22 protein-coding genes are annotated in these 22,330 nt (G+C 61.3%); 15 read left to right on the top strand and 7 right to left on the bottom strand.

Features of this window, described 5'->3' with window-relative positions:
• The first annotated feature begins 17 nt into the window (after positions 1-17).
• Positions 18-815 carry a creatininase family protein gene (locus FHT75_RS26915; protein WP_028756734.1) on the top strand — a complete coding sequence of 266 codons (798 nt, stop codon included), beginning with the start codon at positions 18-20 and terminating at the stop codon, positions 813-815.
• Here FHT75_RS26915 and FHT75_RS26920 read toward each other — a convergent pair.
• The gene (locus tag FHT75_RS26920; RefSeq protein ID WP_028756733.1) at positions 778-1,767 is read right to left on the bottom strand and encodes a LysR family transcriptional regulator; all 990 of its coding nucleotides are present in this window, start codon (positions 1,765-1,767) and stop codon (positions 778-780) included. The two genes, FHT75_RS26915 and FHT75_RS26920, sit on opposite strands and share 38 nt — an antisense overlap.
• 183 nt (positions 1,768-1,950) lie before the next feature.
• On the opposite strand from FHT75_RS26920, the gene FHT75_RS26925 reads away from it, so the two are divergent.
• From FHT75_RS26925 to FHT75_RS26950, 6 genes are all read left to right on the top strand, one after another.
• Positions 1,951-2,967, top strand: coding sequence for an ABC transporter substrate-binding protein (locus FHT75_RS26925; protein ID WP_028756732.1), 1,017 nt, complete (start codon positions 1,951-1,953; stop codon positions 2,965-2,967).
• 67 nt (positions 2,968-3,034) lie between these two features.
• Positions 3,035-3,859 carry an ABC transporter ATP-binding protein gene (locus FHT75_RS26930; protein WP_183845267.1) on the top strand — a complete coding sequence of 275 codons (825 nt, stop codon included), beginning with the start codon at positions 3,035-3,037 and terminating at the stop codon, positions 3,857-3,859.
• Positions 3,859-4,713 carry an ABC transporter permease gene (locus tag FHT75_RS26935; RefSeq protein ID WP_183845266.1) on the top strand — a complete coding sequence of 285 codons (855 nt, stop codon included), beginning with the start codon at positions 3,859-3,861 and terminating at the stop codon, positions 4,711-4,713. Before FHT75_RS26930 ends, FHT75_RS26935 begins: the two co-directional genes overlap by 1 nt.
• On the top strand, positions 4,713-6,026 hold the full coding sequence (locus tag FHT75_RS26940; protein ID WP_183845265.1) for a cytosine deaminase: 1,314 nt from the start codon (positions 4,713-4,715) through the stop codon (positions 6,024-6,026). Before FHT75_RS26935 ends, FHT75_RS26940 begins: the two co-directional genes overlap by 1 nt.
• 1 nt (position 6,027) lies before the next feature.
• A complete protein-coding gene (locus FHT75_RS26945) occupies positions 6,028-7,437 on the top strand; it encodes an FAD-binding oxidoreductase (protein ID WP_047616731.1) in 1,410 nt (469 codons plus the stop codon).
• A complete protein-coding gene (locus FHT75_RS26950; RefSeq protein ID WP_028756728.1) occupies positions 7,434-8,015 on the top strand; it encodes an NAD(P)H-dependent oxidoreductase in 582 nt (193 codons plus the stop codon). Before FHT75_RS26945 ends, FHT75_RS26950 begins: the two co-directional genes overlap by 4 nt.
• Here FHT75_RS26950 and FHT75_RS26955 read toward each other — a convergent pair.
• The 6 genes from FHT75_RS26955 to FHT75_RS26980 all read right to left on the bottom strand — a co-directional run bounded on the left by FHT75_RS26955 (position 8,012) and on the right by FHT75_RS26980 (position 13,996).
• Complete coding sequence (locus FHT75_RS26955) at positions 8,012-8,401, bottom strand: RidA family protein (RefSeq protein WP_028756727.1); 390 nt, start codon at positions 8,399-8,401, stop codon at positions 8,012-8,014. The genes FHT75_RS26950 and FHT75_RS26955 overlap by 4 nt on opposite strands.
• 126 nt (positions 8,402-8,527) lie before the next feature.
• Positions 8,528-9,349, bottom strand: a complete 822-nt coding sequence (locus tag FHT75_RS26960; protein ID WP_028756726.1) for a carbohydrate ABC transporter permease — start codon at positions 9,347-9,349, stop codon at positions 8,528-8,530.
• Positions 9,350-9,352: 3 nt separating this feature from the next.
• Positions 9,353-10,219, bottom strand: coding sequence for a carbohydrate ABC transporter permease (locus tag FHT75_RS26965; RefSeq protein WP_028756725.1), 867 nt, complete (start codon positions 10,217-10,219; stop codon positions 9,353-9,355).
• A gap of 56 nt (positions 10,220-10,275) precedes the next feature.
• On the bottom strand, positions 10,276-11,607 hold the full coding sequence (locus tag FHT75_RS26970) for an extracellular solute-binding protein (protein WP_063474063.1): 1,332 nt from the start codon (positions 11,605-11,607) through the stop codon (positions 10,276-10,278).
• Between the two features lie 53 nt (positions 11,608-11,660).
• A complete protein-coding gene (locus tag FHT75_RS26975; protein WP_063474062.1) occupies positions 11,661-13,178 on the bottom strand; it encodes a putative N-acetylmannosamine-6-phosphate 2-epimerase in 1,518 nt (505 codons plus the stop codon).
• Positions 13,179-13,246: 68 nt separating this feature from the next.
• Entirely contained in the window at positions 13,247-13,996 is a 750-nt protein-coding gene (locus FHT75_RS26980; protein ID WP_028756722.1) for a GntR family transcriptional regulator, read from the bottom strand.
• A gap of 203 nt (positions 13,997-14,199) precedes the next feature.
• On the opposite strand from FHT75_RS26980, the gene FHT75_RS26985 reads away from it, so the two are divergent.
• The 8 genes from FHT75_RS26985 (at position 14,200) to FHT75_RS27020 (ending at position 22,323) form a co-directional block, all read left to right on the top strand.
• Entirely contained in the window at positions 14,200-14,943 is a 744-nt protein-coding gene (locus tag FHT75_RS26985; protein ID WP_063474061.1) for a FadR/GntR family transcriptional regulator, read from the top strand.
• Positions 14,927-16,525 (top strand): ABC transporter substrate-binding protein, encoded by a 1,599-nt coding sequence (locus FHT75_RS26990; protein WP_183845264.1) that lies wholly within the window; start codon positions 14,927-14,929, stop codon positions 16,523-16,525. The genes FHT75_RS26985 and FHT75_RS26990 overlap by 17 nt, the downstream gene beginning before the upstream one ends.
• 82 nt (positions 16,526-16,607) lie before the next feature.
• Positions 16,608-17,567 carry an ABC transporter permease gene (locus tag FHT75_RS26995; RefSeq protein ID WP_063474059.1) on the top strand — a complete coding sequence of 320 codons (960 nt, stop codon included), beginning with the start codon at positions 16,608-16,610 and terminating at the stop codon, positions 17,565-17,567.
• 2 nt (positions 17,568-17,569) lie between these two features.
• Positions 17,570-18,448, top strand: coding sequence for an ABC transporter permease (locus FHT75_RS27000; RefSeq protein WP_063474058.1), 879 nt, complete (start codon positions 17,570-17,572; stop codon positions 18,446-18,448).
• An 18-nt stretch (positions 18,449-18,466) separates the two neighbouring features.
• On the top strand, positions 18,467-19,384 hold the full coding sequence (locus FHT75_RS27005; protein WP_183845263.1) for a dihydrodipicolinate synthase family protein: 918 nt from the start codon (positions 18,467-18,469) through the stop codon (positions 19,382-19,384).
• Between the two features lie 8 nt (positions 19,385-19,392).
• The gene (locus FHT75_RS27010) at positions 19,393-20,409 is read left to right on the top strand and encodes an ABC transporter ATP-binding protein (protein WP_063474056.1); all 1,017 of its coding nucleotides are present in this window, start codon (positions 19,393-19,395) and stop codon (positions 20,407-20,409) included.
• Entirely contained in the window at positions 20,410-21,363 is a 954-nt protein-coding gene (locus tag FHT75_RS27015) for an ABC transporter ATP-binding protein (protein ID WP_063474055.1), read from the top strand.
• A 24-nt stretch (positions 21,364-21,387) separates the two neighbouring features.
• A complete protein-coding gene (locus tag FHT75_RS27020; RefSeq protein WP_063474054.1) occupies positions 21,388-22,323 on the top strand; it encodes a dihydrodipicolinate synthase family protein in 936 nt (311 codons plus the stop codon).
• Positions 22,324-22,330: the final 7 nt, after the last annotated feature.

Raw genomic sequence — 22,330 nt, forward strand, 5'->3', positions numbered from 1 at the left:
GAAAAGGGGACGACCGCATGGCGACGCCGTTTTACTGGAACGAGCTCAACACATATGATTTTGCCGGCCTTTCCCCCGAGACCACGATTGCCGTTCTGCCCATCGCTTCGACGGAACAACACGGCCCGCATCTGCCGATTGCAACCGATGTCGCCATCGCGACCGGCATGCTGGCGGAGCTGAAGAGGCAGCGGCCGGAGAATCTGGACATCCTGGTCCTTCCGACACAGGAGATCGGCAAGGCCAACGAACATATTTACGGCCCCGGCACGTTGTCGCTCAGCGCCGAACTGCTCATCCCCGTCTGGACGGCGATTGGCGCAAAGGTTGCAGAAGCCGGGCTGCGGAAGATGGTGATCGTCAATTCCCACGGCGGCAATGTCGACATCATGAGCATCGTCGCGCGTGAACTGCGCGTGCGCCATCAAATGGCGGTGGTCTCCACGCAATGGGGCCGGTTCGGCCACCCGGAAGGCATGGTCAGCGATCACGAGAGCAGATACGGCATTCACGGCGGCGATGTCGAGACATCGTTGATGCTGCACTTCCGCCCCGACTTGGTGCGTATGGACAAGGCAGAGAATTTCGCCTCGAAGGCCGAACGGATGCGGCAGCAATCCAAATATCTTCAGCCCCTGCCGCCGCATTCGCTGGCCTGGATCGCGCATGACCTCAACCCCCTCGGCGTGGTCGGCGATGCCTCGGTCGCCACCGCCGAAAAGGGCGAAGCGATCTGCCGCCATCAGGTCACGGGGTTTGTTGAATTGCTTGAAGACCTCAAGGTCTATCCACTTTCGAATCTCTATGTGAAATAGGCTCGGCCGCGGATCTCGTATCAGGTGGGATATGGCCCTTGGCCTGCAATTCCTGCACCAGGCCGAGCAGTTCGGCGAGCAGATATTCGACGAAAAGGCTGGTGGCCGCGTCGAGCGGCGCCCTGGCGCGCGCAAACAGCTTCATCTGCTGGTAACGCGCATGCGGCTCGGCGATCGGACGGAAGACGAGTTCGCCGCGCCGGCATTCGGTGATGACGTCGAGCGGATTGAGCAGCGTCAGCCCGGTGCCGCATTTGACGAGTTGCTTCAGCATCTCCGATGCATTGGTTTCCAGCACCGGCTCGACAGGGATGGGCAGGCGCGCAAAGGCAAGGTTGATCACCTCGCGCAGGCTGGTGCCCGGTTGCGCCAGAACCAGTTTTTCCTGCGTGACATCGGCAAGATTGATCGGCCCGGGACCGATCAGGTGATGGCCCGGCGGCAGCACGACACCGATCGGGATATCGAAATTTCCGAGCGTGCGGATCCCCGGCATGGCCGGGATATTGAAGCCGAGACCGATATCCACCTCGCCTGATACAACGGGGCTGGCCGTCGTGCCGCCGGTATCGTTGCGCAGCTGGACGAAGACGCGTGGATGCTCTGAAAGAAAGCGCGCGATGATTTCGGGCAGCGGCCCGGCGGCAAGGCCGACGGTCGTCACCATGCGCACCTTCCCAGCCTGCTGCATCTTGAGGCTGCGGATGCGCCCCTCCAGGCGCTCGTAATTCTTCAGCACGTCCCGGATATGTTCTATGCAGAGTTCACCGGCAGCCGTCAGCCGCAAACCGCGCGGCAGCCGCTCGAAAAGCGGCGCCCCGATCTCTTCCTCCAGCGCCAGAATCTGCCTGTTGACCGCCGATGACGCAACATTGAGGCGCGCGGCTGCCTTGCGGATCGAACCGGAACGGGCGATCTCGTTGATGTAAAGAAGGCGTCTGGAGTGCAGCATGATCTCTCCGGTGCATAAATTTTACGCAGGGCGCACAAATTATCTTCAGCTTTCCGACAGATGCCGAAAAGGCATCAATGCGCACGAATTTTGATGCTTTTCAAAGCGCAACGCAATGGCTCAAATTCCCTTAAAAGGGAGCCGACCAAGGCTTCCTTCGGTTAAAAAGGGGAACTGCCGACCATGTTGAAAGCACTGACGAAGACGCAATTCCTGAGCTGCCTCGGCCTTGCCGCGATGCTTGCAGCCGCCTCGCCGGCGCTTGCCCTCGACAAGGTGAGCTACGGGACGAACTGGCTTGCCCAAGCTGAACATGGCGGCTTCTACCAGGCCGTCGCCGACGGCACCTATGCGAAATACGGCCTCGACGTCACCATCGTCCAGGGCGGCCCGAATGCGGCAAACAGCGCGCTCCTGATCTCCGGCAAGCTCGATTTCTACATGGGCGGTCCGCAGGGAGAAATTTCCGCCGTGGAGCAGGGCATTCCGCTGGTCGATGTCGCCGCGATCTTCCAAAAGGATCCGCAGGTGCTGATCGCCCATCCGGATAACGGCGTCGACAAGTTCGAGGACCTCGCCAAGCTGAAGACGCTGTTCCTCAGCAAGGACGGCTACCTCACCTATTTCGAATGGATGAAGGCCAACTTCAAAGGCTTCAAGGACGAGCAGTACAAACCCTATAACTTCAGCCCCGCCCCCTTCCTCGCAGACAAGGACTCCGCCCAGCAGGGCTACCTGACATCGGAACCCTACGAGATCCAGAAACAGGCAGGCTTCGAGCCGAAGGTCTTCCTGCTCGCCGACAACGGCTACTCGCCCTATTCGACGATGATCACGACGACGCAGGCGATGATCGACGGCAAGCCCGATGTGGTGCAGCGCTTTGTCGATGCCTCGATCGAAGGCTGGTACAACTACCTCTACGGCGACAACACCAAGGCGAACGAACTGATCAAGAAGGACAATCCTGAAATAACGGACGGCCAGATCGCCTATTCGATCGCCAAGATGAAGGAATACGGCATCATCGAATCCGGCGACAGCCTCGACAAGGGCATCGGCTGCATCACCGACGCCCATTACAAGAAGTTCTTCGACGAGATGACCGCCATCAAGGTGTTCAAGACCGATACCGACTATACCAAGGCCTTTACGACGAAGTTCGTGTGCAAGGGCACCGGAATGGCGCTGAAGAAATAAGCCTCCCAGGCCAGGTCCGCCGCCTGCCTGGCGGCGGACCGCATCCCTTCGACAAACGAGCGAGAATATGTCCCTAGCCGAAATCAAGGCGGTGCCTTCGAAGGAAACGAAAAAGCGGCCGCTGGTTGTCATGCAATCGGTGTCGAAGGTCTTTTCCAGCGGCACGACAGCCCTTTCAGGCATGTCGCTGACGGTCGAAAGCGGCGAGTTCGTCAGCCTGCTCGGCCCTTCCGGTTGCGGCAAGTCCACGGCGTTGCGCATCATCGCCGGCCTTGGAGACATCACCGCGGGCAAGATCGACTGGCCGAGTTCACGCATCAATTCGAAAGGCCTGCCCGAGGGCGATATCGGCTTCGTCTTCCAGGAGCCGACGCTAATGCCGTGGAAGACCGTCTTCGGCAACGTCTACCTGCCGCTGAAACTGCGGGGGATTTCAAAGGCGGAAGCCCGTGACCGGATTGTGGAAGCGCTGGCGACCGTCGGTCTTCAAGATTTTGCCGATGCCTATCCACGAGAACTTTCCGGCGGCATGAAGATGCGCGTATCGATCGCCCGTGCGCTGGTGACGAAGCCGAAGCTGCTGCTGATGGACGAGCCTTTTGCGGCGCTCGACGAAATCACCCGCCAGAAGCTCAACGACGACGTGCTGCGGCTGTGGCAGACGACGGGTATCACTGTGATCTTCGTGACGCATTCGGTGTTCGAATCCGCTTACCTCTCCAACCGGATCGTGGTGATGAAGGCGAGACCCGGCCGCGTGCATGCCGATTTTCCGCTGATGACCAGCCTCGAGCGGGATTCGCATTATCGAACCTCGGAACAATATCGGCAGGCCTGCGAGACGGCATCGCGTTCGTTGATCGAGGCGATCGGCGGATCGGAGGAGCACTGATGAGCGTCGAAAGCATCCAAACTGCCGAAGTCGCATCCCTGTCCGTCGCCAAACCGGCGAACGTCGGGCGGCGCGACCTGGCACTGCGCATCGCCGTGCCTTTCCTGGTCATCACCGTGCTCATCATCATCTGGGAGCTTTACGTGGTGCTCTCGGGCGTACCGCCTTACATCCTGCCCGGACCCGGCGCCGTGGCGGCAGCCTTCGTCAATGATTGGGGTACGCTTGCGCCTGCCCTCTGGGTCACGACCCAGATTACCTTCATCTCGCTGATACTGGCGCTGATCGGCGGCGTGGGGTTTGCGATCTTTCTCGTGCAATCACGCTGGATCGAGATCGCCTTCTATCCGCTCGCCGTGATCCTGCAGGTGACGCCGATCGTGGCGATCTCGCCACTGATCCTGATCTACGCTCCCTCCACGCAGGTGGCGCTGCTCATCTGCGCCTTCCTCGTCGCATTCTTCCCCATCCTGTCAAACATGGTGCAGGGCCTGAAGAGCGTCGACCATAACCTCATCAACCTCTTTGAACTCTACGGCGCCTCGCGCTGGCAGACGCTGATCCATCTGAAGATCCCAGCCGCCCAGCCCTATTTCATGACCGGTCTTCGCATCGGCGGCGGCCTTGCGCTGATCGCCGCCGTCGTCGCCGAATTTGCCGCGGGCTCCGCCGGCGCCGGCTCCGGCCTCGCTTTCCGCCTGCTGGAAGCGCAGTACCGGATGAACATACCGCGGCTCTTCGCTGCGCTCTTGATGCTCTCCATGCTTGGGGTCGCCATTTTCGGCCTTACCACCCTCATCGCCTGGCTGAGCCTCCACCGCTGGCATGAAAGCAGCATCAAACGGGAAAACTGATGACCTATTCCTTCATATCCCCGCCAAATGCGGCCCGCTTCGTGCTGAGCAATGCGACGGTGCCCGCCGTCACCGTCGAGCCTGTCGACGTGCCGGTTACGGAAGGACTCGCCACGGTCGATATCGTCATCAGCGACGGTACGATTGCCGCCATCCGGCCGGCTGGCGCCGCACCCGCCGATTATGCCAGGATCGATCTCAAGGACGGCATGGTCTGGCCCTGTTTTGCCGATATCCACACCCATCTCGACAAGGGCCATATCTGGCCGCGTCAGGCTAATCCCGACGGCAGTTTCATGGGCGCGCTCGATGCCGTCAGGGCCGACCGGGAAGCCAACTGGTCGGCCGCGGACGTGAAACGGCGCATGGAATTCTCGCTGCGCTCCGCCTATGCCCACGGCACCAGCCTGATCCGCACCCATCTGGATTCGCTGGCGCCCCAGCACCGCATCTCCTTCGAGGTCTTTGCCGAAATCCGCGATGCCTGGAAGGAGAGGATCGCGCTGCAGGCCGTCGCCCTCTTCCCGCTGGACGCCATGGCGGACAGCTCCTTTTTTACCGATCTCGTCACCGTCGTCCGGCAAACAGGCGGCCTGCTTGGCGGCGTCACGCGCATGGGGCCGGAGCTCATCTGGCAGCTCGACACGCTCTTCAGGACTGCCGCAGAGCATGGGTTGGATGTCGATCTGCATGTCGACGAGACGGATGATCGCGGCGCCGAGACGCTGAAGGCGATCGCCGAGGCCGTGCTGCGCAACGGGTTCGAGGGCAAGGTGACCGCCGGCCATTGCTGCTCGCTCGCCCGCCAGGACGAAGACACCGCCGCGCGCACGGTCGAGCTGGTCGCCAAGGCAGGCATAGCGGTCATCGCGCTGCCGATGTGCAACATGTATCTGCAGGACCGCTATGCCGGCCGCACCCCGCGCTGGCGCGGCGTCACCCTGTTCCACGAGCTGGCCGCCGCCGGTGTCGCGACCGCGGTCGCCTCCGACAATACCCGCGACCCCTTCTATGCCTATGGCGATCTCGATCCGGTGGAGGTCTTCCGCGAGGCCGTGCGGATTCTGCATCTCGACCACCCGCTCGATACCACGGCGCGTGTCGTCACCACCTCGCCCGCCGCCATCGTCGGACGGCCGGACAAGGGCCGCATCGCCGCCGGCGATCCGGCCGATCTCGTGCTCTTCAGCGCGCGGCGTTGGAGTGAATTCCTTTCCCGTCCGCAGTCTGACCGCGTCGTGCTTCGTCGCGGCAAGGTGATCGACCGCAGCCTGCCGGATTACCGTGAACTCGATAGCGTCGTTGGAGCCTGACATGGCCGATTATCAGAAGATCAAAAAGGAACTCGAAGGCATCGCCGTCGAAGACAATCCGGCGCTCGTGCGCCAGAAGAGCCGGGATTTCTATTGGTACTCGCCGATCCTGAAGGCGCAGCTCGACAATGTTTCCGCCGATCTCGTCGTCACGCCGAAGACCGAGGACGAGGTCATCCGGACGCTGAAGATCGCCTATGCCCACGACGTGCCGGTCACGCCGCGCGGCGCCGGCACCGGCAATTACGGCCAGGCCATGCCGCTTTCCGGCGGCATCGTGCTGAATCTTGCCGCCATGGACAAGATCAAGGAGATCCATCCCGGCCGCGTCGTCTGCGAACCCGGCATCGTGCTTGCCCAGCTCGACAAGCAGACCAAGGCCCATTCCGGCCAGGAGTTGCGCTTCCACCCCTCCACTGCCCAGACGGCGACGGTCGGCGGCTTCATCGCCGGCGGTTCGGGCGGCGTCGGCTCGATCACCTGGGGCGGCTTGCGCGACCTTGGCAACATCCTGCGCCTGCGCGTCGTCACCATGGAGGCCGAGCCACGTGTGCTCGATCTCACCGGCTGGGATCTCCAGAAAGTCAGCCACGCCTACGGCACGAACGGCATCATCACCGAGATCGAGATGCCGCTTGCGCCTGCCTATGACTGGGTCGATGTGCTGGTCGGCTATGACGACTTCATGGACGCGGTGCGCTTTTCCGACGCGCTGGCCAAATGCAACGGCATCCTCGTCAAAGAGATCGCGCCGATCGCGGCTCCCATTCCTTACGACTATTTCACCCGCCACAAGCCCTACATCCGTCAGGGCCAGTCGATCGTCGTGCTGATGATCGCGCCGCACTCCCTGGATGCCTTTCTTGCCTTCACCGCGGCGCAGAAGGGCGAGATCATGTTCCGCTCCGACACGGTGGAAAGCATGCGCGGCATTCCGCATGCCTATGAGCTGGCCTGGAACCACACGACATTGCGCGCCCTCAAGGTCGATCCGAATTTCACCTATCTGCAGGTGCAGTATCCGGGACCGGACCATGTCGCCAAGGTGCGGAAGATGGTGGAGATCTTCGGCGACGAAGTGCCGGGTCATCTCGAATTCATCAAATTCGACGGTCAGATCCAGTGCTCCGGCCTGCCGCTAGTGCGCTATACCACCGAGGAGCGGCTGGAAGAGATCATCAAGATCCACCAGGACAATGGATGCCCGATCTTCAACCCGCACCGCTATACGCTTGAGGAAGGCGGCATGAAGCGCACCGACACGGTGCAGCTTGCCTTCAAGCAGGAAACCGATCCGAAAGGCCTGCTCAATCCCGGCAAGATGATTGCCTGGGAAAATCCCGATTTCGATTTCAACGCCGGCAAGAACTATCTCTTCCCCGGTCTCGCGGCCCTGATGGAGGCTTCATGAGGGTTCTCGTCCTCCACTCTCACCCGGTCGAGGAAAGTTACGGCAAGGCGCTCTACCGGCAGACCGTCGAGAGCCTTGAGAAGGCCGGGCATACGGTGGATGGCTGCGACCTTTACGAAGAGCAGTTCGATCCGGTGCTCTCACGCCGCGACCGGCTCGTCTATCACGACTATCCGGAAAATCTGAAACTGGTGGAATCGCATGTCGAGCGGCTGAAGGCGGCCGAGGGGCTGGTGATCTGCACCCCGATCTGGAATTTCGGCTTTCCGGCAATCCTGAAGGGATATTTCGACCGCGTATGGCTGCCGGGCGTTTCCTTCGAACTGGTCAATGGCAAGGTGGAATCGCGGCTGCGCCACATCCGCAAACTCGCCGCCGTCCTGACCTACGGCGCAACGCCCTTCCGCGCTTTCGCCGCCGGCAACCCGCCGAAGAAGATCGTCAAGAGAGTGCTGAGGGCGCAGATCAATCCGGTAAGGCCGGTGACCTTCCTCGCCCATTACGACATGAACAATTGCACGCCGGAGACGCGGGCAAAATTCCTCACCCGCGTCGGAGACGCGATGGAGCGCTTTTAAAAAATCTTCGCCGCCGTCACCTCGACCTCCACGAAGAATTCCGGCCGCGTAAAGCCGCCGACGACGATCAAGGTGGAAACCGGCTTCGGATCGAGGGTATAGCGATCCCGCACGGCCATATAGGCCGGAAAGTCTTCGCGCCGGGTGACGAACCCCGAAATGCGGATGACATCGGCAAAACTCATCTCCGCCTCTTCGAGGATCGCCTTGATCGCCTCGAAGCAGAGTTCCGCCTGCGCGGCCACGTCGCTCGGAACAGTATCGTCGAGACCGATACCTAACTGGCCCGAAGTGACCAACAGCGATGCGCCGGGCGGCACGAGCAGGCCGTGATTGTAATTCCCGAAAGGCCGGCGCACCGAGGCCGGATTGAAGGTCTTCTTCATCGATCGCTCTGAAATTTTCTCATAGGCCTGCAAATACCGCACCCTACAGGACGCGGCGGGATATGAGAATATCGCCACCGCCCATTATGTCTTGTGACAAGGCAGGATGAATGCCTTGAACGGATACTAGCCCTTGACAGCACCCGAGATCATCGAGCCGGAAATCTGCCGATACATGAGGAGGCCTAGAAAGGCTGGAGGCAGCGCGCCGAGGATCATCACGGCCGATGCCGTCCCCCATTGTACGCCGCCGCCGCTTGCCGCAAAAAAGAAGGAAGCGCCAACGGTCATCGGCACCGCCTTGTTTGTCGTCAGCATCAGACCGAAGAGGAACTCGTTCCAGGCGGTGATAAAGCCGAAGATAAAGGTCGTCACCAGTGCAGGACGCACGACCGGCCGAATGATGCGGATCATGATCTGAAACGAATTCGCGCCGTCCACCTTTGCCGCTTCGTCCAGTTCGAGCGGGACGTCGGAAATCGCATTGACGAGAATGACAAGCGCCAGCGGTGTGTTGACGATGGTCAGGATCAGGCCGAGACCGAGCTGGGTATCGAGCAAACCGAGCCATTGGTACATCATGTAGAGCGGGATGGCGAAAATGATCAGCGGCACGGCGCGCAGATTGACGATGATCGGCAGCAGCGTGTGCTTGCCCGCTTCGCTCCTGGCGATCGCATAGGCCGCGGGAAAGGCGAGCATGATCGCAAGCCCCGTGCCGATCAACGAAGCGACGGTGCTGTTCCAGAGGTAGGAATAGATATTGAAACGGTCCGTCTGCGTTAAAACCCGCAGGTAGTTTTCGAGAGTCGGCTGGCTGATCCACAAACCAGGATTGACCGACAGTTCGCGGGCGCTTTTGAACGACGTAACGAGCGTGACGATGATCGGAAAATTCATCGCAAGAGCTGCGGCTGCAAAAACAATCCAGCGGAGTGTGTTCATCATCGCTCACGTCCTCCTGCGGCCGGCCAGCCAGTTGAGGCTATAGAGCACGAGCAGCGAGGCAAGGAAGAGAACAACGGAAGCCGCCACCGCCTTGCCGATCGCACCCTCCTTGAAAAATGCCTGATAGATATAGATCGACAGCGACATGGTCGAGCCGCCCGCACCGCTGCCGGTCAACGCGTAGACGTTGTCGAAAACACGAAAGCCGTCGATGAAGCGAATGAAGAAGGCGATCATGAGTGTCGGCAGCATCAGCGGCAGTTCGATAAACCAAAGCAGCTTGATTGCCGACGCGCCGTCGAGGGCGGCCGCCTCGCGCACGTCGAGCGGCACGGCGACATAGGCCATGTAAAACAGCAGAAAGGCAAACGGCGTCCATTGCAGCGTTTCGACCACGGTCAGCGTCCAGAATGCGTGAGCGACGTCGAGGAAGGCCGGGCTGTCGCCGAACCACTCGAAGAGATAATAGGGCACCGGCCCGGCAAATTCGTGCAGCACCAGACGATACATCAGTCCGATCATGGCCGGCGCCACCATGAGCGGCAGCATGAGGGGCGCCATAAGGACCGAGCGCTTTGACAGAAGAGGCGCCAGAAAAATCGCAAGAAACAGGCCGAGCAGGCATTCGATAAGCGCCGTCAAGATGCCGAAGCGCAGCGAAAAGAAAATGGCGCGCCAGAAATCCCGATCGGCAAGCACCGCCAGGTAATTGCCGAAGCCGCTCAGCGTCGGACTTCGCAGGGTCTGGAAATCGACCGTCGAGACGGAATAGATGATGTTGATGACTGCGGGAAATCCGAGGAACAGCAGCAGGAAACCCACGAGCGGCGTGAGATAGGCTCTTCCCTCGGCACGTCTTACTATGGCCATTTCGATCCGCCGGCTGGGGCCGGATGCCCTGCAAAAGACAGGGCATCCGGCGAATATCACTTCTTCAGGAGGTCCTGCATGCCAGCCTTCGCATGAGCCAGCGCGTCATCAAGGCTCTGCTGGCCCGACCAGTAGCCGGTGAACTCTTTCGCCTGCAATTCGTAGACGGAGAGTGCGTTAGCCGAAGTCGCACCGTTCATCACGTAGCCGTACCTGCTGGCAAACTCGCCGAGTTTGACGAGATCAGGACGTTCCTTGGCGACTTTCGCCACCACGTCGGGCGCAAGAGCCGGAGAGCCGCCGCTGCGTGCATAGAGCAGGGCCGCATCCTCGGTCGCCAGCCACTTCAGGAATTTGACGGCGCCGTCCTTGTTCTTGGCGTTCTTGTTGAGGCCGAGACCAAGACCGTGAATATGGTCGGCGCGTCCGTTCGGCCCGGCCGGCGGTGCCACAATACCGGTGACGTCGCCAACTGCGGGGGTTTTCTCGGCATTGGTGAGATCCGCCGCAGCGGCATTCCACTGAAGTGCCGTGGCAGCCTGCCCGGCACCGTAGGCGGCATTGGTCTCGGCATATTCATAGCTCAGCGAATCCTTAGGCGAAGCGCCGGCGTCGTAAAGCTTCTTGTAGAGTTCAAGGCCAGTCTTGTAGGCATCGGAATCAACGGTGACATTGCCGTCCTTGTCGGTCCAGTCTGCGCCATAGGAGCGCGGCAGCGACTGGAACACCATCATGTTGAAGAGCAGGTTCTTCATCTGCAATACGGTGCCATAACGCACGGGGCTTTCGGAATTCACCTGCTTCGAGAAGTAGAGAGCCGTTGCCGCCCAGTCGTCCCAGGTCCAGTTATCCGGGTCCTTCGGCTGCAATTCCTTGCCGAGATACTGCTTGGAGATTTCAGCATATTTCGCCTTTGCCGCATCGTCCTTCATCAGCGCATCGATCAGATCCTTGCGATAATACATGAAGTGCAGCGACAGATCTGTCGGCACTCCATATTGCTTGCCGTCGAACTGCATGGTCTTCAGCACGGATTCGCCAAACGTCTTTGCGGCATCGCTACCGAGGTCGACTGGCTCCATGTACGGCGCATAACGGCCGATCGAGTAGGTGGCAACGAGGTTGATGTCAAAGGCAGTCGACCCCGCTGCCATGTCGGCCTGCAGCTTGTCGTAGAAGCCCTCCCGGTTGAAGAATAAGAGTTCGACCTTGTCGGCGTCGCTGATGCCTGCAGTGGCGTTGTAGGCTTCGGCGGTCGCACGAAGCGCCGTTTCTTCCGAACCACCCGGCCAGCCAAGAACGGTCACTGTCGCATTCGAGGTGCCCGGCAAAGCAACGCTTGCGAGAAGCAGGGCAAGGGCTGATAAGGACGTTCTGTTCAATGTCATCGTAGTTCCCTTTCTCTTATTGTTACGTCTGAATCCATGTTTTCTGGAATTATTCAGTCACGTCGCACTGCCAGGCTCGCCACGCCGACGATGCCGGCACGGCTGCCCAGCCTGGCAGGTACGAGAACGGGCGTCAGCCGGGCGTCGATACCCGCAAGGCAATCACGAATCCGGTCGAGGTAACCCGCTGCAAGGCCGATGCCGCCACCGATGACGATATGCTTGGGATCGAGCATCATTTGGATATCGCAGCAGAGCGTCGCTGCGCGGAATGCCGATTGCGAGATGATCGCCTCGGCCCAGGCCTCACCGCTGTTGGCATGCTCGAAAACCTCGGCGGCGGTCGCCTGATGCCCGGCCTTTGCAGCCTCGGCCGCTATCCAGCGGCCCGACGTCTGGTCTTCCAAAGGCGACTGCCCGGCGGACGGACCACGGATCAGCCCGAAATGACCGGCAAGCCCGGCAAGTGGGCGCCCGTTGACGATGATGCCGCCGCCGATGCCGGTCGAGATGGTGAGGAACACCAGATCGCCGCCATCGCCGGCACCAAACCTGTATTCTCCCCAGGCGGCCGCCTGCGCATCGTTGACGGCAAAAACCGGTTTACCGAAGGTCGCCGTCGCCTTATCGACCAGCGGATAGCGATCGGGAATGCCGAGCGTCGCCGGATTGAGCGCCGACCAGCATCCATCCTGAATGAAGCCCGTCACCGCGATGCCGACACGCGAATAGCGATCCGTCCATGATCGGATAGAGTCGGCGATCATGGCAAGCCAGGCATCGGGGCCCGTATCCCGCACCGTCGGCACCGTAATTTCAGCCAGCACTTCGCCGCCCCTGACCAGAGCCACCATCGTCTTCGTGCCGCCGATATCGATTGCAAGCGCCGTTTGGGTATCGTCGGCATCATAGGCCGCAGCGACGGCGTCGCGAAACCACGACGTCACGTGCTCGGTGCGCGTGATCGCCGAGCCTACGACGACGGCAAAAGCCCCGGCCTTGGCTGCGGCGGCAGCCTGCTCCACCGTGCGGATACGACCCTCGGCTATGACATAAGGCGTCAGCGCGTGCATGGCTGTGATCAGGCCGATATCCGGATCGACAGGCTCAGGCCCGCCGACATAGCCGGACAGCGTGGTGCCGACGAAATCGACGCCGGCCGCCAGGGCGTTGCGCGCATCTTCGAGGCTCGAACAGTCGGCCATCGTCAGCTTGCCCCTTGTCTTAATCGCCTGCACCAGCTTCTGGACGGAGACGGGACGCAGGCGATCCGTGGCGTCGAAGGCGACGATATCAGCGCCCGCATCGAGCAGCGCTTCGGCATCGGCAACGAACGGCGTGATACGCACCGGACTGTCATCGAGATCGCGTTTGACGATGCCGATGATCGGCACGTTCACGGCCGGACGAACGGCCTTCACATAGGCGATGGATTCGATCCGCAACGCTCTTGCGCCGGCATCGACGGCGGCCTTGGCGAACCCCGTCACGAATTCAGCCGTGTCCGTAGGACCGCCCGGAACCGGCTGGCAGGAAACGATAAGGCTCTTTTTGATGTCGTCGCGCTGCAATCGTGACACTCCATTTCGGCATCACGATAGTTGGAAAATACCAGATTACAACCAGTTTATAACTGGTATTATCGCCTCAATTCGAAGACGAAGTCGTAAACGTCGCCCTTATAGCGGCTCTCGCAGTATTCGACGATCTGGCCATCGCCGAGGAAACAACGGCGCTCCGTCATCAGCAACGGCGCTCCGGCGTCGCAGTGGAGATGCTGCGCATCCTCCACCGAGGCCGCGCGTGAACGCATGCGCTGTACGGCGCGTTGCGGCAGGAAGCCCCGCGTTTCCAGCGTCTCGTAGAGAGAGTCGCCGACCATGTTGGCCGAAGGTATGAAGCGAACCGGCACCGTTGAGGTCTCGACCGCAATGGGCACGCCATCGGCGGTGCGGATACGCTTCATGCGCAGGATATTGCTATTGCCAGCAATGCCGAGCGCCATCATCTCGGTCGGAGACGGGCGGCTTATCTGCTTGGAAAGCCATATACATCCTGGAACGAGCCCCCGCGCGAGGATGTCTTCCGAAAAGCTGGTGAGCGTGGAAAGGGATTTTTCGACGCGCGATCCGACTTCCGTCTTGAAGCCGTGGCGGCGATTGAGGAAACCCTCTTCCTCGAGCAGCGCCAGCGCCTTGCGTATTGTCACCCGGGAAAGCGACAGCGTCTCGGCCAGAACACGCTCTCCAGGCAGAACGGCGCCGGCCTTAAGTGTATTCGAAAGGATCGCGGTTTCGATCGCCGCTTTCAGTCGCTTGTAGAGCGGCAGACCGGATGCTGACACCTGCAATTCCTTACCAATCGCTTCGATCAGTTCATCTGTCGCCATGAGTTCTCCCGATACCGTCCGCGGCACATTCAGTTTTTTCTGTGGAATACTCCTGGATCTATACTGGTATTAGAATGAAAGGGCAATCGCCAGGCAGCGGACCAGTTCCGCACTGCGATGCAAACCTGCCCATTTGACAGATATCCTACAAGTGGATATGTAGACTTTATCATATGGGCGAAACCAGAAGAAGACCGGGGTAAATGACATTGAAATCGATGAAGCCGCTGACGCGCGCCCCGCTGTTGCACGTATCGGTCCAGGAAAGCCTGCGCGCCTATATCGATGATAATGGCCTGGCGCCCGGAACCCTGCTTCCGGCCGAAGGAGAGCTCGCTACCCAGCTCGGCGTCAGTCGCAATTCGCTGAGGGAAGGCATCAAGGCGCTGGAATCGGTCGGCGTGCTGGAGACGCGGCGCGGCGTCGGCATCTTCGTCAAGGCCTTTTCCTTCGAGCCGCTTCTCGACAATCTCGCTTACGGCCTCGGCGGCGCCCTGCGGCAGATCGAGGAGGTCCTCGAAATCCGGCGCACCTTGGAAGTGGGCTTGATCGGCAAGACGATCGAGGTGATCGCAGAGGAGGACATCGCCGAACTGCGCGCCACCGTCAACCGCATGCGCGCCCATGCCGAGCGCGGTGAAACCTTTGCGACAGACGACCAGCTGTTCCACCGACTGCTGTTTCGCTGCCAGGACAATGAGACGCTCGTGCGGCTGATCGATGTCTTCTGGCTCGCCTTCTACAAGGCATCGGATTTCGTCAACCTTGAAAATACCGATCCGATGGCGACGTGGCGCGATCACGCCGCGATCGTCGATGCGATCGAGGCAAGGGATCTGGAGGAGGCGCGCAGACGCCTGGATCGTCACTACGAGGGCATTGCCCGGGTGATTGCCAACAACAAGACAAGTTCAAACATGGGAGGAACACATGAAAAGACTGTCTAGATTATCCGCCATCGCGCTTGGCGCCATGCTGTCGACGGTTGCCGTGCCGGCTCTTGTCGTCTCGGGCGCTGCAACAGAGGCTCAGGCCGCCACCCTGTCCGGCGGTTTCGATGTCGGCCCCGGCGGCTTCCAGGGCAATTTCAATCCGCTTGCCGCGACCGCCGGCTTCACCTGGCTCAGCATCTACTACGAACCGCTGGTCAGCTATGACGAGACGCTGCAGAAGGTGGTTGGCGCACTGGCAAGCTCCTACGAGGTCAGCCCGGATCAGATGACCTACACGTTCAAGCTCGCCGATGCCAAATGGCATGACGGCAAGCCCTTCACCGCCAAGGACGCCAAGTTCACCATCGGCCTTGCGATGGATGTGAAATCCGGCTCGGTGCTCGCCGCCCGACTGAAGGGCATATCGTCCGTCGAGGCGCCGGACGATCACACCGTCGTCATCAAGCTCAGCGCACCCAGCAGCAGTCTTCTCGACACGATGACCAAGGTGATGATGCTGCCCGAGCATGCGCTCTCCTCCATACCGGCCGACCAGCTGGCGAAGAACACCTGGTGGTCCACCACCCCGATCGGCACCGGCCCGTTCAAATTCACCAAATACGTCTCGGACCAGTATGTCGAACTTGCCGCAAACACCGATTATCGTGGTGGCAAGCCCGCCCTGGAACGCGTCATCAATCGCTATTTCGCCAACCCGGCCGCAGCGATCGCAGCGCTGAGATCCGGTGAAATCCAGTTCACTTACGTCGATTCCAACGATGTGCCGACCTTCAAGGACAACAAGGACTTCAAGGTCATCGAAGGTGACTCTTTCGTCGTCAACTATCTCGGCTTCAACCACGATTCCCCGCTCTGGAAGGACGTGCGTGTCCGCAAGGCGGTGATGCACGCGATCAATCGCGATGCCATCATCCAGAGCCTCTACGGCGGCGCGGCAAAGCCCGCCAACTGCGCCTATGTCGCCGAACAGCTGATACCGCCTGATATCGACACCTATGCCTATGATCCGGAGCAGGCCAAGCAGTTGCTGACGGAAGCCGGCTGGGATCAGATCAACGGCGCCAAGCCGATCACGCTTCTGACCTATTACACCACCCCGCTGGCGACCAACGTCCTTGCGGCAGTCCAGGCAATGCTTGCCCAGGTCGGCATCAACATCGTCCCGCGCGCCGTCGATGCCCCGACCTATAACAGCATCGTGCTCAATGCGACGCCGGATATCGCCCAGTTCCAGATGGTCTATGCCGGGCTGCAGAACGGGCCGGATGCCGGCAGCATCAACGTCGGCCTCAACGAGAAGCAGATCCCTCCGGCCGGACCGAACGTTGCCAGGGTTCGCATGCCCGACCTCACCAAGGCACTCGATAGCGCGCTTGCCGAGCCTGACAGCGCCAAGCGGAATACGGCCTACCAGGACGTCTGCAAGGTGATGAACACGAACCTGCCCTGGGCCACGCTCTGGGTGGCAAACCGCTACGGCATCGTCTCGACCAAGGTGAAGGATTTCGTCTGGACGCCGGCTCCGGGCGGCGGCCCCTACCAGGCCGACCCGCAGAAATGGTCGATCGCCGAATAGGCGTTTTCCGCAAAGCCTTGAGGGTGGCTTCGGCCACCCTGACAAGACGGCCTGACAAACGGCCCGACAATACGGATTGCCGATGCTCCGATACAGTCTCAGACGCCTGATCATGGGAATGGGCATGCTCGTCGCCCTGAGCATGCTGATCTTCCTGCTGCTGCGCCTGACGCCAGGCGATCCGATCGATGCCTATATCGATCCGAACCTGCCGATGTCACCGTCGGATCTTGCCGATCTGCGCAGAAGCCTCGGGCTCGATCAGCCCTTGCCCGTTCAGTATCTGGGCTGGCTGCAGCAGGCGGTGACGGGCAATCTCGGCTATTCGATCAAGCGTCTCGACCAGCCGGTTCTGGGTCTGGTGCTATCGCGGATCGGGCCGACAGTGCTGCTGATGGGCACAGCCCTTGTCTTCGCCATTGTCGTCGGCATCGCCTGCGGGGTGATCGGCGCCGTTCGCCGCAATTCGCTCGCCGACCTCTCCCTATCGGTGGCTGCGCTTGCCGGCATTTCGAGCCCGGCATTCCTCAGCGCACTGCTCGGCCTTTATCTTTTCTCCGTCCGCCTGCACTGGATGCCGTCTGGCGGCATGCTGACGCCGGGCGAGACGTTCTCGGTGGGCGATCTCCTCCACCATCTGATCCTGCCGGCGGCACTTCTATCCGTCGCGCAAGCTGCATTGATCATGCGCTACATGCGCGCTTCGCTGCTCGAAGTCCTGAACCAGGATTACGTGCGCACGGCCCGCGCCAAGGGCGTGCGCGAATTCTGGGTCATCACCAAACACGCGTTGCGCAATGCGCTGCTTCCGATCGTCACCCTGATCGGCTCCACCATCGGGCTTGCCATCGGCGGCGCCATCTTCATCGAGAGCGTCTTCAACTGGCCGGGCATGGGTCTTTTGCTCGTCGATGCCGTGCAGACCCGCGACTACCCCGTCATCATGGGGGCGACGCTCGTCATCGGCACTTGCGTTATCGTCATCAATCTTCTGACCGACATCACCTATGCGGTCGTCGATCCGCGCATCAAGGTGGGCTGAGCATGCTGGCACGCTCCCCGCAACGCCGCAGCCCGGGGCCGCTTGCCCGCGCTTTCGACCGCTTTCTGCTCAACCGCGCCGCCGTTGCCGGCGTCGGCATTGCTCTTCCGATGCTGCTGTTGATCCTTTCCTATCCGCTGTGGTGGGCTTTCCGCCCGAACGACATCGATCTTCTGGCGATGAACAGCGGCCCGACGGCAAAGCACTGGTTCGGAACCGACGGCGTCGGCCGCGATGTCTTTGCGCGCGTGCTCGAAGGCGGTCGGATTTCGCTTCTGGTCGCCGTCGCATCGACCACGCTTTCCGCGATCATCGGCTTTCTCTTCGGGGCCATCTCGGCGCTTGCAGGGCGCTGGGCGGATGCCGTCTCGATGCGCTTCGTCGATCTGGTGATGACGCTGCCGCCCGTCATCTTCCTGCTTGTGCTCGCCTCGATTGCCGGCACCGGCATCTGGCCGACCGTCCTCGTCATCTCGCTGCTCTCCTGGCCGCTGCTTGCGCGCATGATCCGCTCCCGGCTGCTGGAATTGCGTGAGCGCGACTTCGTCTTGGCCGCCCGCGGCATGGGCGCCGGCATCGGACATCTGCTCTTCCGCCACGGCCTGCCGAACTCGATTGATATCCTCGTGGTCTATGCGACGCTGCAGATCGCCAATGCCATCCTGCTCGAGGCGGGCCTGTCCTTCCTCGGTCTCGGCATCGCTCCGCCGGCGGCAAGCTGGGGCAACATGCTGAACGCGGCCCGATCAACGGCCGTGCTCGAACAATATCCGTGGCAATGGCTCTTCCCCGGCGCCGCGCTGATCCTTGCGGTGCTTGCGATCAACTTCATTGGCGATGGCCTCAGAGATGCCTTCGACCCGCGTGCCGAACTGAACTGACAATCGAGAGAAGCGAAAATGACCAAATTCAAGGGGGTCGTCCCTCCCGTCGTAACACCGCTCAATCCGGATTTTACCGTCGACTATCCTTCCTATACACGCGTGCTCGAACATCTGATCGGTGCCGGCTGCCATGGCGTATTCGTCCTCGGCTCGACGAGCGAGGTGATCTTCCATGACGAGAAGACCCGGCGCGAAATCATCGAACATTCGGCCAAGGTGGTGAATGGCCGCGTGCCGCTCATCGTCGGCGTCATCGACCCGACCACGGATCGCGTCATCGCCCATGCGAAAGTCGCAAAGGCCGCCGGCGCCGACGCGGTGGTGGTGACGGCACCATTTTATACCGTCACCAGCCAATCCGAGATCCTCGATCATTTCTGTTATGTCAGAGACGCGGTGGACGTTCCGCTGGTCGCCTACGACATTCCCGTTTGCGTTCACGTCAAGCTGCAGCGCCAGACCGTCGTCACGCTTGCCAGGGAAGGCGCCATCATCGGCCTCAAGGATTCCAGCGGCGACGACGGCAACTTCCGCTATGCGCTTCTCGACCTTGCCAAACACAAGGACGTCTTCCTGATGACCGGTTCCGAGATCGTTGTCGACAACGCCCTGCTGATGGGCGCCCACGGCGTCGTTCCCGGCATCGCCAATGTCGATCCGCACGGCTATGTCCGCCTTTGGGATGCTGCGCAGCGCGGCGACTGGGTCGCCGCGAGGAAGGAGCAGGAGCGTCTCTGCCGCCTCTTCGAAATCGTTTGGGTTGCACAGAGCCGCGTCAGCGGCGGCGCCGCCGGCATCGGCGCCTTCAAGACCGCCATGCGAAGCCTCGGCATCATCGACACCGCCGTCATGCCGCGGCCGCGTGCCTCCCTGAACGATGCGGAAACGGCGCGGATCGACGAGATCCTGCGTGCGACCGGCCTGCTGAACTGAGACGGCTGATGGAACAGACCGCCGAACCCGTACTCGACATCAGGGGATTGCGAACGATCTTCCGCGTCCGCGGCGGCGAGATCACGGCGGTCAACGATATTGACCTCAGCATTGCCGCAGGCGAGACGCTGGCACTCGTCGGCGAATCCGGCTCCGGCAAGTCTGTCACCAGCCTGTCGGTCATGCGGCTGCTCACCCGCGGCATCGGTGCGATCGCCGCGGGTAGTATCCGCCTGACGACGCGCGGCGGCGCGGCCCAGGATCTTGTTGGCCTCGACGAAGAGAGCATGCGCAGGATCAGGGGCGACGACATCGGCATGGTGTTCCAGGAGCCGATGTCGAGCCTCAATCCCGTTTTCACGATCGGCGACCAGATCGCCGAGCCGCTCCGCGTCCATCGCGGGGCGGACCGCAAGAAGGCGATGGACGCAGCCGTCGCGCTCCTTGAAAGCGTCGGCATTCCGGACGCCCGACGCCGTGCCGGCCAATATCCGCACGAACTCTCGGGCGGCATGCGGCAACGCGCCACCATCGCCATGGCGCTCGCCTGCGATCCGGCGCTGCTGATCGCCGATGAGCCGACCACGGCGCTCGACGTGACGATCCAGGCGCAGATTCTCGATCTGCTTCTCAAATTGCAGCGTGAGCGCGGCATGGCCATGCTCTTCGTCACCCACAATCTCGGCGTCGTCGCCGAAATCGCCCATCGCGTCGCGGTGATGTACGCCGGCCGCATCGTCGAAGAAGGGCCGGTCGGCGAGGTTTTCCGCAATCCGAAGCATCCCTATACCATGGGTCTTCTCGCCTCCATGCCTCGCCTCGGCGACGCCGCGCGGATGAAACAGGCCGGCGAAAAGCTCGCCGCCATTCCTGGCATGGTCCCGAGCCTGATGAACATGCCGAGCGGCTGCGCCTTTTCCCCGCGCTGCACATTCGCGATCGACGCCTGTCGCGCCGTCGTGCCTGGGCTCGAACAGGTCAATCCGCAGCACCGCAGCCGCTGCATCAGGTGGCAGGAGATCTAGATGAGCGCACCGCTGCTCTCCGTCCGCGACCTTTCGAAACACTATACCTCCCGCGGCACGCGACTGAACATTCTTCAGGGTATTTCCTTCGACATCGGCAAGGGTGAAGTCGTCGGGCTTGTCGGCGAATCCGGCAGCGGAAAGACCACGATCGGGCGTTCCGTCCTGCGGCTCGTCGAACCGTCTTCCGGCAGCGTCCGCTTTGACGGAACGGAACTCACCACGCTTTCGGCCTCGGCGCTCAGACGGCAAAGGCCGCGCATGCAGTATATTTTCCAGGACCCCTTCGCCAGCCTGTCGCCGCGCATCACGATCGGCGAAATCCTGACGGAGGGACTGAAAATCCAGGGGATCGGCAGCGTCGGCGACAGGCTCGATCGGGCGCTGTCGGCCTTGGCCCAGGTCGACTTGCCTGCCGAGGCGATCAATCGGTACGCGCATGAATTTTCCGGTGGTCAGCGCCAGCGCATCGGGATCGCCCGCGCTTTGACCTTGTCGCCCGAATTCATCGTCGCCGACGAGCCGGTTTCGGCGCTCGACGTGTCGATCCAGGCGCAGGTGATCAACCTGCTGCGCGACCTGCAGCAGCGGCTTGGCCTTACAATGCTGTTCATCTCGCATGACCTCGCCGTCGTCGAATATATCTGTAACCGGGTGATCGTACTCTATCTCGGCCGTATCATGGAGATCGCGCCGAGCGCCGATCTCTATGCGAGACCACAGCATCCCTATACGCGCGCCCTGCTCTCGGCGATCCCATCGCCCGATCCGGATGCCCGTCGCGACAGGCAGATCCTGAAAGGCGATATTCCAAGTCCGGCCAATCCGCCGAGCGGGTGCGTCTTTCGCACGCGCTGTCCCAGTGCTCTCGAGGCCTGCGCCGGCGCCGTTCCGCAATTGCGTGAGGTCGCGCCCGGCCACTTCAAGGCCTGCATCCGCGACGACCTCGATTGATCCGTCATTCATTGGGGAAAACAGATGAACGCAAAGATGCCGCGTGCCGCCATCGGCGGAAACTGGGCGAGCCTGCTTCTGCCGATTGCGGCCGGTGACAGCATCGAATTCGACAAACTCGCCGAGGAGATCGACATCCTCATCGAGGCCGGCGTCGACGGCATCTATTCCAACGGCACAGCAGGAGAATTCCACAATCAGACGGAGGAGGAATTCGACAGGATCCAGGAGATGCTGGCTGGACGCTGCAAAGCATCCTCAACCCCCTTCGTGATCGGGGCCTGCCAACCGGACCCATCGATCATGCTCAACCGCGTCCGCCGTGCCGCCTCGCTCGACCCCCGCGCCATTCAGGTCATATTGCCGGACTGGTGGCCGCTCACCAATGCCGAAGCGATCGACTTCTTGAATCGCGCTGCCAATGCTGCCGACGGAATTCCGCTCATCCTCTACAATCCGCCGCATGCGAAACGCGTGCTGACGCCAAAGGAACTCGGCGCGGTCTGTGCGGCCGCCCCTGACGTGATCGGCATCAAGCTCGCCGACGGCGACGGCCTCTGGTACGCAGAGGCGCGCCGGCATCTTTCCGCTCTGTCGCTTTTCGTTCCCGGTCATCATCTCGCAACCGGCATCAAAGAGGGCGTCGCGGCCGGTTCCTTTTCCAATGTCGCCTGCCTTAGCCCCCGCGGTGCGCAGAGCTGGACGACATCGATGCAAACCAATATCGATGCCGCACTCGATCTGGAACGGCGCATCCGCGCGTTCATGGACCTGCATATCGTCCCCTTCCGCCAGGAATTCGGCTATTCGAACGCCGCTCTCGACAAACTGTTGTCTGCCATCGGCAATTGGGGACCCGTGGGCACCCGTCTACGGTCTCCTTATCGCTCGATAGACATGGCGGAAGCGATCAGGCTGCGGGACATTGCACGCTCGGAACTTCCCGATCTTTTCCGCTGAGTGTGCT

It is taken from the genome of Rhizobium sp. BK112 (assembly GCF_014193215.1).
GTDB lineage: Bacteria > Pseudomonadota > Alphaproteobacteria > Rhizobiales > Rhizobiaceae > Rhizobium > Rhizobium anhuiense.